The following is a 15,313-nucleotide window of genomic DNA, read 5'->3' as shown; positions in this document are numbered from 1 at the left end:
ATCCTCGTCCATCGCTAATTGTCTGGGAATGACGCGTCAACTTTATAACTGCTACTTTATAACTACTGCGTCATCTGCCATTTGAGATACGCTTCCAGGAAGGGATCGAGTCCACCATCAAGAACCGTCTGTGGGTTGCCCGCTTTGTGACCCGTGCGAGCATCTTTCACGTACTGATCTGGATGGAGAACGTAGTTACGGATGGTTTCACCACCGAAACCGATTTTTGATTTCTGGCCGCGTCGCGCTGCCAGTTCGGCGTCTCGTTTATCCTGTTCAATTTGATACAGCTTCGCCTGCAGCATTTTCCGAGCGGAAGCCCGGTTTTTGTGCTGGCTTCGTTCTGACTGGCACTGCACAACGGCATTCGTCGGCAGGTGAGTCATGCGAACGGCCGAGTCTGTTTTGTTAACGTGCTGTCCTCCCGCGCCACTGGCCCGGTAAGTGTCTTCTCTCACGTCCTGATCCCAGTCGATATCGATTTCAATGTCATCCCCAATTTCAGGGGTGATATCAACTGCCGCGAAAGAGGTGTGGCGTCGGCCGGCAGAGTCAAAAGGGCTAATGCGAATCAGACGATGGTTTCCCGTTTCGCCGCGTAGGTAGCCGTAGGCGTTGTCCCCTTTAATGAGGACGGTCGCATTACGAATTCCTGCTTCTTCTGCGTCTGACCGTTCCAGCAGCTCCAGGCCAAATCCACGCACTTCCGCCCAGCGAATAAACATCCGTAGCAGCATTTCTGCCCAATCGGACGAGTCAGTTCCACCCTCTCCCGCTTGAACAGCGACGTAGGCGTTACAGCTATCTTCCGGATTGGACATCATGGCATGTAGTTCGACGGCTTCAATTTCGCCATCCATGCGGTCGAGAACTTGAACCAATTCCTGTTCGCTTTCGGCCGATTCATCTTCTGCGGCGAATTCTAACAGGACTTCGATGTCACCCAGGGCGGAGACAAGTTCTTTGAGCGGTTTGATCGACTTGTTCTGTTTTTTCAATTCGCCAACGAGAGATTCTGCACTCTCGGGGTCGTTCCAGAAGTCGGGCGCCGCCATCAGGTCGTTGATTTCCTGGACACGCTGCTCTTTGGAGTCGTAGTCAAAGAGAGTCCTTTAAGTGAACGATGCGATCAACCATTTCCTGAGCACGTACCTGTAACTCGGAATCCATAAAGCCACCTTGCAGAAGAGATGAAGACAGTGAAAACGCGACGTCTGAAGACTGGGCAGATTTACTGACTGGCTTAGCGGGTTTCAATCTGCTCGCGAGAGAGATTGAGCCCTTCGTTGATCGTCGTATCCCGTTCCAATGCGATACGGCCTGTCCGGACCATTTCCAGAATACCGAAGGGTCGCATCAGTTCGATGAAGGCTTGCAGCTTTTTCTCCTGGCCCGAAATCTCGATCATCAGATGCGTTTTAGCGACATTCACGATCTTACCACGGAAGACGTCGACCATCTCGCGGATTTCGCTACGTTGTCGAGCTTCTTCAGTTGCCACTTTGATGAGCATCAAATCACGTTCGACGAAGTCGGTATCAAGGTAATCCTGTACCTTCACGACCGTAACGACTTTTTCCAGCTGTTTACGGACTTGCTCCAGCACTCGGTTGTCGCCGTTGACGACAAAGGTGATCCGGGAGAAATCTTCGTTCTCGGTGACTCCGACAGCAAGGCTGTCGATGTTGAAATCACGTGAGGCCAACATACCGGAAATATGCGCCAGCACACCGGGCTGGTTCATTACGAGGGCTGACAGGACATGCCGCATCAGAAAGTACCTTCGGAAAAATAACTTAACGTCAAAAATAGAAAGCGTTTACGCTCGCAAAAAGAAAACCGCAACCCGAACGCATAACGCTCCGCCGCGAAAGAAACATCATAATCAGCCCGGAAGCCATTCACAAGGAACTTGTTACAGCGGGAAGAACTCGAGAACAGCGAACGATCGCACACTTTCTGAGGGACACTGATCACCGGGGGAGGTTCAGTCGGGATTCCAGGTTTACTGACAGGTCAAATGACTGATAAATAAAAGTGTCGTGAGATTAAAAAAGCCACGGTTGCTCCTTGGGGAGCAACCGTGGCTTCGTTCTTTGGAATCAGCGGTTAAACCGAGATTCTGTATTTAGACGGCGCGGGTGATACCGGGCATTGGAATCGGGTAGGAACCGTCGGCCAGAGGCATGACGGGCGGGTTGGCTTCCCAGCTGAATTCGGTCGGCATCAGGTCAATCTGGGAATTCAACGCTTCTTCAAAGCTGACTTCTTTCCCGGAATAAGTCGCCATGCGTCCCATGATGGAAGTCAGCGTACTCTTGGCACCGTTTTCGGCTTCGTTGTAGCTGATGTCATTACGGATCGCGTGGAACAGATCGTCGTGTTCCACCTGGTAATGGTAGGGGTCTTTCTCACTGAATCGCCATTTGTCATCAGCGGTTTCATATTTCCCATCTCCAATGTTAGAGAACCCTTTGGCTCCAATCGCATGTTCGGAAACGGAGTTCCAGCAGTTGGGAATATGGCGACACTGGCTGAACATTTTGGTACCATCTTCGTAGGTGTACTCGACGGCGAAGTGGTCGTAGATTTCACCATATTTCTTGTCAGTACGGTATTGTCGTCCGCCCATACCCTGACATTTGACGGGGTAGGAATCTTTCAGCCAGTTCCCGACGTCCAGGTTGTGGATGTGTTGTTCGCAGATGTGGTCACCACAGAGCCAGTTATAGTAGTACCAGTTACGCATCTGGTATTCCATTTCACCGGAGACTTCTTCGCGAGTCTTACGGGGATCCCACACTCCGGCACCGTTCCAGTAAACGTGCAGGGCGCGAATGTCACCGATGGCTCCATCCTGAAGTCGTGCGATGGTTTCTTTGTATTTTGCGGAGTGATGGCGTTGCAGTCCCACACCCACTTTTAGATTTTTCTTTTTCGCTTCCTCAGCAGCAGCCAGAACTTTTCGGATTCCTGGAGCATCGGTCGCGACCGGTTTTTCCATGAAGACGTGCTTGCCAGCTGCGACAGCAGCTTCAAAGTGGATTGGACGGAAACCAGGAGGAGTCGCCAGAATGACCATATCGATATCGCTATCGATCACCTGTTTGTAAGCATCAAAGCCAACAAATCTATGATCCGCATCGACATCCACAGCGGTCGTGTCATCCCCCAGTTTTGACTTGATTTTGTTCTCAATATTTAACAGGCTTTGCTCCAACCTGTCTCCAAAAGCATCTCCCACCGCGACGAGCTTGACATTGCCTTGAGTTAATATTGCTTCAGAAGCGGCTCCCGAGCCTCGACCGCCGCAGCCAACGAGACCGATACGAATGGTGTCGTCTCCAGCGGCAAACGCATTATTCGACAGGCTGGCCAAAGTGACCGCCCCGAGCGAAAGAGCGCTGCCGGTTTTGAGGAACTCCCGGCGGGTTGAATCGGACTTGAGCATGCTTTTCTCCTGGTTGGTTGTAATCAACTGGTTGGTTGTAATCAAAATGCGAGACTGGGAGTCCCGTTACAATTGCATCGTGAGAGTAAGTTTGAGGTGGGCTATGATAATAAGTTGCGTAAAATCTTGCCGTACGAAAAAGTTCGCTTATTCAAGCACATCCGGAACGACCGGGTCGAGTGAGTATTTCTCGCGAGTCTCTGCATCGGGAACAGTCAAAGGACGGACCAGTCGGAAGCCGACAAAGGTGGCGTCGGTATGGTACCAGATAGACTGGGGGATTTGCGGATCCTGCATTTTCCAGTCTTCCGAGGAGGCGATTCGCACCGCAGCACGCAGCATGTCCGGGTCATCATCCCAGGAACCACCCCGCGCAACGCGTGGGTAAAGTTCCGTGGCGACATTGATCGGGAAAAGAGCAGGCTCGTCCGGTTTAAAGGTACTGTAGAAATCTTCGGAGTACTGATCGAGACACCATTCGGAGACATTTCCGTGCATATCATACAGGCCCCAGGGATTCGGTTTCTTCTGTCCAACCTGACGGTATTTTTCATCGATGTCACCAGCGTTATCGTAGAACCAGGCGTGTTCTTCGAGGTCAGCCGGGTCATCTCCAAAGTAGTAAGCCGTGTCTGTTCCTGCGCGGCACGCATATTCCCATTCGGCTTCGGTTGGCAAACGGTAGTAATGGCCTGTCTTTGCGCTTAACCATTCGCAGTAAACACGAGCCGCCAATTGGGTCATACAGATTGCCGGGTACCCATCGTGTCCTTTGTTGAAAGTCATGTCGGTGTACGGTTTGGTGGGGCGAGTCACCGCGTCGGCCAGAATATCGTTTTCCGTCGCTTTCTTACGGAACAGTTTCCGTCGCTGGATATCGAGGTTGAATGACCAGATGTCATATTCATCCCAGGTCACTTCGCATTTACCCATCCAGAAGGGTTCGATTTTGACTTTATGTTGAGGACCTTCGTCGTCGGCACGTTCTTCCTCGTCCTCCGGACTACCCATGGTGAAAGTGCCACCGGGGATGGGAACCATGCCGTATTTCACATCGGTACCAGGAATTACCTGTTCGTAAGGTTTCATCTCATCCTGGTTTGTGGCTTCCGCTTCCGGGTTAGCGGCGAATAGAGCAGATCCGCCGAGCAGAGCGGTGAACATTAACAGAAACAAGGGTCGCAGAACTTTCTGCCACATAAGGTTGTTCATAGAGGTATTCCGTTTTGCAGGTTTTCAAAATATTCTGAAGTGAACACGAACGAATCCGAATTCACAGTGGAAGCGCGTTGGGGATACAATAAGTGAGACGACTTATCCCGAACTGTAACCAGCCAGGCAGCCGCATGATGCACCATTTATATTCTCATATTCTCAGGCATATTCAAGTCGCGATCTTTTTACTGGTGCTCGCTGCCGGGGGAGGGAAATTGTGGGGGGAAGAACTGCAAAAGTATGAATTCTCGCAGGTCCATATGGGTGTGCCGCTACATATATCAGTATACGTTGATAATGAAGCGCTCGCAAACAAGGCGACTACTGCCGCCTATCTTCGAGTGCAAGAACTGGATCAACTTCTCAGTGACTACAAAATAGACAGTGAACTCAACCAACTGTCACTTAAAAAAACGCACCAGGTCGCCCACGAAGTCAGCGAAGACCTGTTTTGTGTACTGACGACGGCTCGCCAGGTCTCTGAAGAGTCCGGAGGGACTTTCGATGTATCAGTCGGTCCCGTAGTGAAATTGTGGCGTAAGGCTAGACGGCATAAAGAGTTACCAAATCAGGATGAATTGCACAAACGTTTGGAGATAGTCGATTATTCAGCCATTAACTTGAATAAGGAAGCCCAGTCAGTCACTCTCGAGAAGCAAGGGATGCGGCTCGACCTGGGAGGCATCGCCAAAGGATATGCGGCCGATGAAGCGCTCGAAGTACTGAATGCGCACGGAATTCGGCGGGCTCTCCTCGATTTTGGCGGAGATATCGTCGTGGGGGACCCTCCTCCCGGGAAGGAGTACTGGACGGTGGCTGTCGCTCCTTTGAAGAAGTCGACCGGCGAAGAGGAGTTTCAGTTTATCGATATTCGAAACGGAGCGGTTGCGACCTCGGGCGATGCGTACCAGTATGTGGAAATCGATGGCGTCCGGTACTCGCATATCGTCGATCCGCGTACTGGAATCGGGCTGACTGATCGAAGCTCTGTTACAGTGATCGCGCCCAGCGGAATGTTATCGGATGCCTGGGCCTCGGCAGTCAGTGTTCTGGGGTCTGTCGAAGGATCGCGAATGCTCAACGAAAAAGAAAATCTGGACGGATTTATTATTACCGAAGACGCGACGGTCGCCTCTTCGGGATGGAAAGAGTACCTTCATCCCCAATCCAAACCTATCTCTTCTCCCAGCGAATAAGGCAGACATGATTATGAATGAGGGCAAAGCGCCAATGGACGATGAATCTGAAGAAGAAGAGGTTCTCGGTGAAATCGAACTGAAGGTTGAACCCCGGATCGATAAGCTCGAAGAACTGGGTGTTACCGTAGACGAGTTATCCGATGCCATTGAGGCGGCACTCGACAAAGAAGAACGGATGCTCGACAACATCGAGAACCCGGACGACATCTGCCCCATCGAAGAAGTACCCGTGGAACTGAACGGGAAAATTTACAAACTCGAAGAAGTCGCCGAGATTGAAGTCAGCGGAGATCTGGACGTCTTATTTTAAGACGGATCTGTTTATACCTTTAACTGTCTATTAACTCAGTTCGCGAATGTATTCCGCTTCCCCTTCCACGAGGGGAATGGGTCGACCTGAGTGGTTGATCCAGTACTGGCCGGGATCGATACCGAGTTTAGTAAACACGGTCGTGGCGAGGTCTCCCGGACCGAGGCGGCGTTCGAGAATCGCTCCACCGCGACGATCGGTCTTGCCAATGACCTGACCACCGGGAACGCCGGCACCCGCCATCAGCATCGACATGGTAGGGGTCCAGTGGTCACGGCCCGCTTGTTTGTTAATCACAGGGCCACGACCGAATTCTCCCAGAATCAGGACGAGGGTTGTATCCAGCAGCCCTCGTTCCTCAAGATCGTTGATCAATGTGGCGATTCCATGATCGAATTCGGGCAGCATGGGGGCGAGACCTTTTTCGATGCCACCCCAGCGAACGTCATCGCCGTGGTGATCCCAGTGGCCCCAGGCATCGCTTAAGGTTACCCAGGTTACGCCCGCTTCGACGAGACGACGAGCCAGCAGCGATTTGTTACCAAACGAGTTATTGCCATACTCATTGCGAACCGATTCAGGCTCTTTATTGATATCGAAGGCATCTGCGATCTGTCCGCTGGAAACCATATTGTAGGCCTCCTGCACGTAGCGGTCGTGGAAAGCTAGGCTGCTCGAGGTTTCGGTCTGTTTGCGAAACCGGTCGAGTTCCTGCCGAAGTTGATCGCGATCCTGCATTCGCGGAATCTGAACACCTGCCGGCATATCGAATTTGCCCTTGGATTTCATTGCATCCAGAGGTTCGTATTCATGTCCCAATTCGCCTGCTCCGTAAATGTCGGCTGCTAAACTGTCGGCGAGTGCCACGTAGGGAGGCATTCCTGTTTCGTTCGCGCCGCGGAACTTGGCGGTGACCGAGCCCATGGAGGGATAACCACCCCCGTCGATCCCTTTGTTGGTGCGTTGTGACTTTGGATTCGCAGCCTGGAACGTGACGGGCGTATGGTTACTGGCCGTCGCATCCATCGAGCGGATAAGGGTGAATTTATCCATCATTGCTGCCTGTTTGGGGAGATGTTCACAGATCTCGATACCCGGGACAGATGTGGCGATGGGGGAAAACGGCCCGCGGATTTCTTGGGGCGCGTTGGGTTTCATGTCCCACATATCGACCTGGCTGGGACCACCTGAGAGCCAGACGAGAATGACCGATTTGGCCTGGGGGTTTTTACCAGAGGTCGCTTTTTCGGCAGCGGCTAATGCCTGCTGTTGCATCAACTGCGAAGCCGAAAGTCCGGCCAATCCACCAAGACCCATCTGCAGAAACCAGCGACGGCTTCCTGCCTTGATCAGGCTGCGGCCTTGAGGACCGAACTGGGAAAGCAGATCGCTACTGGCGTGATGTCGCTGGTGAGCATTCTGTGGAGAGAATGATTGAGTCATAGTTTCGAATATTCCTGTTAGCTTTCGGCTCCGGTGTAAAGGACATCCATCACTTTGCCATCATTCAGAGGGCGGGGACGACCAAGCCGGTCGGGAATCATCTGATGAGGGTCTACGCCAAGCGCCGTATAAATAGTGGCGCCCATATCGCTGGGGCTGTACGGCGGAGTAATGGGGTAGGCTCCAATTTTGTCCGTTTCACCAATCACCTGGCCTCCTTGAACTCCCGCTCCGGCGAACAGAGCAGAGTAAGCGGGAGCCCAGTGGTGACGCCCGGGAATATTATGGGTCGGAAGTGGAGAGATCGTGGGAGTTCGCCCGAATTCACCCACGCAAATGACGAGTGTCTGGTCCAGCAGGCCACGTTCTTTGAGATCAACCAAGAAAGCAGAAACTCCCTGGTCCAATGGTGGCAGCATATTCTTCAGACGCGGGAAGTGGTCAACATGCGTGTCCCAAGTCTGGGTGCGGCCCATGTTGCATTGAATGACGGGCATTTCAATTTCGACGAGTCGGCGTGCCAGCAAGAGAGTTTGACCGTAAAGATGGCGACCATACCGGTCCCGGACTTCATCCGGTTCCGCGTAAACATCCAGCGTATCTTTCAACGTGGGCGAGGTCAGCATCGAGAAGGCCATCTCCTGCTGCAGCGAATACTGTTTGCCTTGCGAGGATTCATTGATCGCCCGTTGTTGCCGATCCATATCGAGCAGCAACTGTTTGCGATCATTCAATCGTTCGATGTTGAGGCCATCATGGAGAGCCAAACCGCGGACTTTATAGTCAGCGGAATTCGGATCGTCTTTCAGAATGAACGGATCATATTTGGGTCCGAGAAAACCGGCATGCTGACCGGGCCAGACAAGCACCCCTTCGATGAGATCGTTTGGCAACGTGACCTGACTGGGTAACTGGTCGGTTCGCGGATCGAGATACGAGAGGGCCGAACCATACGAAGGCCAGTCGGCTCGATTTAATGATTTATCCTGATTGGAATTTCCTCGGAAGGGTTGGATGGCTCCCGTCAGTGCATGGTGAGTTCCCGAAAGGTGGCGATTATCTTTATGCGACATCGAGCGTACGATTGTCAGCAGGTCGGCATGCTGAGCGAGATGGGGCATTCGATCAGTAAACTGAAATCCCGGAATAGCGGTCGGGATCGGGCTGAACTCCCCTTTGGTCTCCGACGCTAGTGGTTTAGGGTCGAACATGTCGAGGTGACTGCCACCTCCTCCGAGGTAGATGAGTACAACCGACTTCGCCGGCGGTGTTGCACTGTCCGTGGCCGCTTTCAATTGTTGCTGCAATACTCCTGACAGACCAAGTCCGAAAAAGGAGGAGCAACCAACCTGCAGAATTTCTCGGCGGGAGAGCATGAGGATGACCTGTCGTTAGGGTGGGAATTTCGTGCAGGGGGGAGGAACGCTAGGCAGGAAATTTCGCGGTAGGAACGTATCAATAGTAACTTGTGCGTACACGTTCAACAATTGTAAAGTTGGAAAATGTGTGGGTGTTCAGGTAAGTCGGATCGATTCTTGCAATTCGCCCGTTTGTAAGTCAGAGTGATAGGCTCCCTATTTTGTACATCTTTTTCCAGAAGCCATTCCATCCATGAAATATCTGCCGAATTACCGATTTCTCTCCAAGTTGGCGTTCATTCTTCTGATTCTGACATCAGCGAGTTGGATCCACGCTGAAGACATCGACCTCGGTTCGGTGACCGAACAAGAGGTCATGATCCCCATGCGAGATGGGGTGAAGTTGTCGGCATTTATATATACTCCGGAAGGGGAAGGCCCGTGGCCGGTGTTAATGGAACAACGATACGCCAGTTTTCGAGGAGCGAGTACTCGCAAGTCGATGGCGCAGATGGCCGAAGCGGGGTATGTCGTCGCGGGTGTTAATTTCCGAGGGACACAACAATCCGAAGGTCGCTATGTCGGTTACCGGGCGTTGGGTTGGGGAGAACAGCAGGACGGCTACGACATTGTGGAATGGCTTGCGGTGCAACCTTGGTCAAACGGGAAGACCGGAACCTTCGGAAGTTCCCAGGCGGGTTTTGCACAGAACTTTCTTGCCGTGACTCAACCACCGCACCTGACTTGCCAGTACATGATCGATACGGGCCTGAGCCTGTATCACGAAGGATATCGAATTGGGGGCCTGACCCGACCGACTCGGTTTAAAGGGATGGCGGGTGCCTGCCGGGTTCCCGAACATAATCACGATTTGATGGTCGAGTGGTATCAGCATCCAACATACGATGAATACTGGCAGGACGAAGACTGCACGCTGCATTTCGACAAAATGAACGTGCCCTGCTTCACTGTCGGCAGCTGGTTCGACTATATGTGTGTCGGTTCGGTGAACAGCTACATTGGCAGACAACACGACGGCGGGCCCGAATCTCGCGGCCATCAATCCCTGTTAATTGGCCCCTGGCTCCATGGCCGGTTTAATAAAACAAATAAGTTCAGCGAGGTGAACTATCCCGAGAATGCCAACTTCGATGTGATGCAGCATATGTTGAGCTGGTTCGACTATCATCTCAAAGGGGTTCACAACGAAATTCCGAACGAACCTGTGGTTCGTTACTACGTAATGGGCGCCTTTGATGAAGACGGGGCGCCAGGAAACGTTTGGCGATCAGCTGATGACTGGCCAATTCCGACTAAGGCAACCGATTATTATCTTCAGAGAGATAAAGGACTTTCCACTACGAAACCCAAAGAGGCTGAATTAGCTTCCAGTCTGAAAGCGGATCCTTTTCATCCAGCCTCCATTCCGGGGACGGCGTTTCCCGGTGCCCGGGATGCGCGACCGTTCGAGACGCAATCGGAGGTGTTGACCTTTTCGACCGACGTGCTCGAAGAACCGGTCGAGTGGACTGGCAATGTGCAGGCAGAGATTTATCTATCCTCAGATGCCCCGGACACCGACGTTATTGTGAGGGTGACCGATGTGTACCCTGATGGTCGTTCGATTCTGCTCGTCGATATGGTTCGCCGGGCAAGATTCCGCGATGGCTTCGAGGAAGAGAAAATGATGAAGCCAGGAGAAGTCTACCCCGTGAAGTTCAATGTCGGCTGGTTGAGTCAGATCTTCAACAAAGGACACCGCATTCGGATTACTGTTGCCAGCACTGGGGCTCCCTTCTACGAACCCAACCCGAATACAGGAGAGCCTCTCACGATCGAAACACCGGAGAAACAGTTCGTCGCCACGAACCAGATACACCACAATAAAATCCACGCCTCAAAAGTGATCGCCCCTGTTCCTGGGAGATAATAGACTTGATGGAGATCAGATGGGGAAACACGAGTTTATGGCGAGGCTATACTTAGTTTCACGCGTTCAATCTCAGTGTCAGGCATTTGGCGCTGCCGCCTGCTTTCAGGAATTCATCCAAAGGTGTGGCATGTGTCTGGTAGCCGATCGCCCGTAGACGCTCTTCCAATTTAGGACAACCGGTGTTGAGGATGACCTGTTTGTCGATGACGACGGCATTACAGGCAAACCGCCCCGCCTCAGCAGGTTCAACTTCGATCAGATTCGGAATCTGAGCCTGGAGAGCTGCTTGTGCGTAGCTGTCGAAGGCTGCCGGATAGTAAATCGCACTTTCGTTATTGAGAGGACAGAAGCAGGTATCCAGATGATAAAACTGCTCGTTCGTAAGCTGAAGCGGAATCACCCGTTTGTCGATCTGCTCTGCGATCCAGTTCAACGCCTGCACTTCTGACCGGAAGATGTACCCAGCAAACAAGGTATCGCCACAGAAAAGGGCGTCACCCGCTCCTTCAAACGACATATCCTCCGGTAAGCGGATCACATTCCAGTCGTGCTTTTCGAACCACTCGGTAAAGACAGGCTCTTCTCCCTGCCTGGCGGAGTGTCGAAACCGGGAGATAAATGCCCGATTCTCATACACCAGGGCGGCATTTGCAGTGAAAACGAGATCAGGTAAACCGGCGACCGGCGAGATTTCTTCAATCTCACTGCCCAATTGCTTCAATAGAGAATGTAGGCTCTTCCATTGCGCAATCGAATTGGCTCGATCGTTCTGGACGTCCTTGTTCATCCACGGATTAATTTCGTATTCGATTTTAAAGAAATCGGGAGGACACATCAGAAAGCGGGGTGAGGCCGGAATATTCATAAAGTCTCTTTCGGGCTTTCTGATGATGAATGGGTGATGGTGAACGGATCGTGGTCTATCTCATTATACGTTGAAAATCACTCGAATAGCTGGTTTTCAAGTTCGGAGAGGCATCATTTCACTGGGGACGAAATTCAATAGATTGTAAATTTTACATTCGTGCGACCGGTTGAAAAGAGATGTTGACCGTTTCGCCAGAATCATGAAAATTCACGACCACTCTTCACGAGGCCTATACCGCAAGGATGCGGGTGAACGGCATTTCCAGGAAGAGGTCTTCCGGTTCGGTGTTACAAGCCGGCAGGAGACGAACCCACTCCGCTTGAAAATATCAACCGAGTAACCGGCAACAGAATAGGTGTTAAACCGCTGTCCGGGGATCGTAATGGACTACCTCCCAGTTGCGGCCTTTTTCCTGATGGGAAAATTGATTGAACACTATCGATAATTTAACGTCGGAAACCGGGGGCATGTTCCCCGTTAGTCTTCGCAAGTTGTTTCCATTTGCCAGCTTTGTCAGTTGCGCGGATATCTGGGTACAACATGCCACGGATGATAGTCGGCATTGCCGATCTGGTTCTCTGTTCGCCGCCATCGAGGGTACACAGCACCAGGGAACCTCCTTCATTCAAGATGCGCACGCCAACGGTGCGACTGCCTTTCTGGTGAATCGTCCTCGGCCAGACATCCCTTTACCGCAATGCATAGTTAAGGACGTTCGTAAAGCCTACGCGGAGTTGTGCGCAGCTTTAAGTGGAAATCCATCTCGGAATTTATCACTGTTGGGCGTGACTGGGACGAATGGGAAAACCTCAGTCACTTGGATGACGCGGGCTATTATTGAAGCCGCTCAAAAGAAAACAGGCCTTCTGGGCACGATCGAAAATTACGACGGTCACGAAACAACCCCCTCACTGTTAACAACGCCTGGCCCCGCTGAATTTCAATCCGCTCTTCGGCGGATGGTACGGCAAGGTTGCGATTACGCCGTGACGGAAGTCTCCAGCCATGCACTCGATCAAAATCGAGTTTCCGGTTCTCGTTTTCGTGCCGTGGCGGTCACCAATGTTACTCACGACCATCTCGATTATCACGAAAACTACGAGGCCTACCTCGCCGCGAAATGCCGAATTCTTGAACATTGTTCCGCCGCCACGACTGTGGTCATCAATCTGGATGACGAAGGGAGTTGCCAGGTAGGTGATCGTGTTCATGAACGGCAAGAACTTCTCACCGTCAGCCTGGAGTCTCCGACAGCAGACCTCTATGCCGAGGTGATCGACGAAACGTTCGAGCGAACACGGTTTGTCCTGCATTACCAGGGGGATACGATTCCTATCGAATCGAGTCTGCTGGGACGCCACAACCTGTCTAACTGCCTGATGGCGGCTGCGCTCGCTTTCGCCTGTGGGTTACCGATGGAGGCCGTCATCACCGGGATTCAACATCTGGAGTTGATTCCAGGCCGAATGCAAAAAGTACCCGTGGAGGACGGACCGAATATCATCGTCGATTATGCTCATACGGCTGATGCTTTAGAGCAAACGATCAATGCCCTCAAAACCGTAACACGTGGGAAACTCTTTTGCGTGTTTGGAGCAGGTGGCGATCGGGACCGCACGAAGCGTCCTGAAATGGGCAGAGTTGCTTCCCGGGCAGACGTCGTCGTTCTGACGAGTGATAATCCTCGCATGGAAGACCCATACGTCATCATGGAGCAAATCGAAGAAGGGCTTCATGAGTCTGGTACTCACCCTGAAATACATCAGGAAGCTGATCGGCAACTGGCGATCCAGTGGGCACTGATCCGAGCCGAAGCGGGAGACACCGTGCTCATCGCCGGTAAAGGACATGAAAAAACGCAGATTCACGGCGTAGAAGAAATTCCCTTTGACGACGTCGCCATCATTCAGCAATACATAGCAGCGCGTTCATGGGTCAGATCGAGTCTGACCGTGAATCATTAATCTCATTCGACACGTTGCCCTGTGGAGTTTTCTCTCACGGCAGATCACGACAGACATCGGGCCCGTTTGTCCTTCCTTTCATCTCAGATAAAACGTTCGCTCCGAACATCCGAAATACTGATGAATCGAATTCAACTTCAACATGTTCTGCAATCCACGCAGGGAACTCCGCATCATTTCGAATCAAGCGAAATGAGCTTCCCTGATATCTCGATCGATTCGCGCAGAATTACAGAGGGTACTCTGTTCTGGGCCTTGCGAGGTGAGAATCACGATGCGCATCACTTCCTGAAAGAGGCAGCCCAGAATGGTGCTGCAGCGGCAGTAATTCATGCCGAATTTCTCGAACAAACTGTTTTGCCCTGTATTGTCGTTCCTGACACTTACCAGGCACTGTCCCAGTACGCGGCAGCCTATCGTCGGAGCCTGGAGACACTCGTCATCGGCGTAACGGGCTCGGTGGGCAAAACCACGACGCGGGAAATGATTTATTCCACACTTCGCACCGGCTTTCAGGGAGTTCGTTCTCCAAAGAACTTCAATAACGAATATGGAGTTCCGCTCAGTCTGCTGTCAATCAATCCGACGGACGAGTTTGCCATACTCGAACTCGGAGCGGCACGCTCGAACGATCTCAATAATCTGATCGAAATGGTCCTTCCTGAAATGGGAGTCGTCACAGAAGTGGCACCGGCTCATCTTTCGACATTTGGACAGATTGACAATATATTACAAGAGAAACAGAAACTCATCGCGGCCCTTCCGGAAACCGGGTTGGCGATTCTGAATGGCGACTCTCCCAAAGTTCTCTTGATGCGAGAGATTGCCGCTTGCCCAGTAGTTTCGGTTGGATTTGAACCGCACAATGAACTTCGGGCGGAAAACGTTCAAACAGAAAATGGAAAAATCTGGTTTGAAGTTGCGGGTGACGATTACTTCCTGCCTGCTATGGGCGAACATCATATACGAGCCGCCTTGTGCTCGATTGCGATTGGTAGAGAACTTGGTTTGTCTCTGGCACAATTGCGTGACGGCATTGCCGATTTTCAACCGATGGGCGGTCGCTGCCAATGGCGACAGATCGGGCAGGTATACCTGATCGACGACAGTTACAATGCCAATCCTGCTTCCATGAAAGCGGCGATTGAAACTCTGCAAATACTGAATGTAACCGGCAAACGAATTCTGGTGGTCGGTGATATGTTGGAACTGGGACCGGGTGAGATTTTCTTCCACCATCAACTGGGGCAGGAAGTCGCTAAAAGTGAAATTGAAATGGTGATCAGCTTTGGAGAACTCGCTTCCTCCGTCATCGCCGGTGCCCGGCAGTATGGTATGCCCTCACATCAAACCGCCGTTTGCAATAACCTCGATTCACTACAGGCTGTACTTTCCTGCTGCGTTGAACATGGTGATGCACTCCTTGTAAAAGGCTCCCGTGGAATGCAAATGGAACGCATAATCCAATGGCTTGCTGAACACCTGGAAGAAGACCGGGACGATTTCGGTTACCAGTTCTGGCGTCCCGCTGCGTAAATTCAGATCGTCCGAAAATTTCAAACGACCCCCTCT

Annotated in this window: 12 protein-coding genes; 5 read left to right on the top strand and 7 right to left on the bottom strand. The window is 51.9% G+C overall.

All coding sequences use genetic code 11. From position 1 onward, the window contains the following. Positions 1-62: 62 nt before the first annotated feature. The 4 genes from prfB to Pla110_RS18835 form a co-directional block, all read right to left on the bottom strand. Positions 63-1,170, bottom strand: a protein-coding gene (prfB, locus tag Pla110_RS18850) for a peptide chain release factor 2 (RefSeq protein ID WP_197440289.1) whose coding sequence is annotated in 2 segments (ribosomal slippage) — positions 63-1,100 and positions 1,102-1,170 — 1,107 coding nt in all. Because the reading frame shifts where the segments join, the coding sequence is not laid out codon by codon here. 73 nt (positions 1,171-1,243) lie between these two features. Further along, complete coding sequence (ilvN, locus tag Pla110_RS18845) at positions 1,244-1,771, bottom strand: acetolactate synthase small subunit (RefSeq protein WP_144998082.1); 528 nt, start codon at positions 1,769-1,771, stop codon at positions 1,244-1,246. A gap of 357 nt (positions 1,772-2,128) precedes the next feature. Beyond that, positions 2,129-3,451 (bottom strand): Gfo/Idh/MocA family protein, encoded by a 1,323-nt coding sequence (locus Pla110_RS18840; protein WP_144998080.1) that lies wholly within the window; start codon positions 3,449-3,451, stop codon positions 2,129-2,131. Positions 3,452-3,598: 147 nt separating this feature from the next. Continuing rightward, positions 3,599-4,663, bottom strand: coding sequence for a formylglycine-generating enzyme family protein (locus tag Pla110_RS18835; protein ID WP_197440288.1), 1,065 nt, complete (start codon positions 4,661-4,663; stop codon positions 3,599-3,601). Between the two features lie 134 nt (positions 4,664-4,797). Between Pla110_RS18835 and Pla110_RS18830 the strand changes: the two genes are divergently transcribed. Continuing rightward, a complete protein-coding gene (locus Pla110_RS18830; protein WP_144998078.1) occupies positions 4,798-5,862 on the top strand; it encodes an FAD:protein FMN transferase in 1,065 nt (354 codons plus the stop codon). 7 nt (positions 5,863-5,869) lie between these two features. After that, positions 5,870-6,175, top strand: coding sequence for a hypothetical protein (locus Pla110_RS18825; protein WP_144998076.1), 306 nt, complete (start codon positions 5,870-5,872; stop codon positions 6,173-6,175). Positions 6,176-6,205: 30 nt separating this feature from the next. Here the strand turns inward: Pla110_RS18825 and Pla110_RS18820 are convergent, their stop codons facing one another. After that, positions 6,206-7,618, bottom strand: coding sequence for a DUF1501 domain-containing protein (locus tag Pla110_RS18820; protein ID WP_144998074.1), 1,413 nt, complete (start codon positions 7,616-7,618; stop codon positions 6,206-6,208). 17 nt (positions 7,619-7,635) lie between these two features. Further along, positions 7,636-8,994 (bottom strand): DUF1501 domain-containing protein, encoded by a 1,359-nt coding sequence (locus Pla110_RS18815; RefSeq protein WP_144998072.1) that lies wholly within the window; start codon positions 8,992-8,994, stop codon positions 7,636-7,638. A gap of 235 nt (positions 8,995-9,229) precedes the next feature. On the opposite strand from Pla110_RS18815, the gene Pla110_RS18810 reads away from it, so the two are divergent. Further along, positions 9,230-10,906, top strand: coding sequence for a CocE/NonD family hydrolase (locus tag Pla110_RS18810; protein ID WP_144998070.1), 1,677 nt, complete (start codon positions 9,230-9,232; stop codon positions 10,904-10,906). 58 nt (positions 10,907-10,964) lie between these two features. Here Pla110_RS18810 and Pla110_RS18805 read toward each other — a convergent pair whose 3' ends face one another. Further along, positions 10,965-11,774: a dimethylarginine dimethylaminohydrolase family protein gene (locus Pla110_RS18805; RefSeq protein ID WP_144998068.1), complete on the bottom strand. Its 810-nt coding sequence runs from the start codon at positions 11,772-11,774 to the stop codon at positions 10,965-10,967. Between the two features lie 470 nt (positions 11,775-12,244). Here Pla110_RS18805 and Pla110_RS18800 point away from each other — a divergent pair, with 470 nt between their 5' ends. Then, positions 12,245-13,741, top strand: coding sequence for a UDP-N-acetylmuramoyl-L-alanyl-D-glutamate--2,6-diaminopimelate ligase (locus Pla110_RS18800; RefSeq protein ID WP_144998066.1), 1,497 nt, complete (start codon positions 12,245-12,247; stop codon positions 13,739-13,741). A 120-nt stretch (positions 13,742-13,861) separates the two neighbouring features. Continuing rightward, positions 13,862-15,277 carry a UDP-N-acetylmuramoyl-tripeptide--D-alanyl-D-alanine ligase gene (locus Pla110_RS18795; protein WP_144998064.1) on the top strand — a complete coding sequence of 472 codons (1,416 nt, stop codon included), beginning with the start codon at positions 13,862-13,864 and terminating at the stop codon, positions 15,275-15,277. The last annotated feature ends 36 nt before the right edge of the window (positions 15,278-15,313 follow it).

Origin of the sequence: Polystyrenella longa (assembly GCF_007750395.1) — a bacterium.
Classification (GTDB): Bacteria; Planctomycetota; Planctomycetia; order Planctomycetales; family Planctomycetaceae; genus Polystyrenella; species Polystyrenella longa.
Note: the sequence above shows the minus strand (reverse complement) of the source record. Positions and strands in the feature narration are given on the sequence as shown.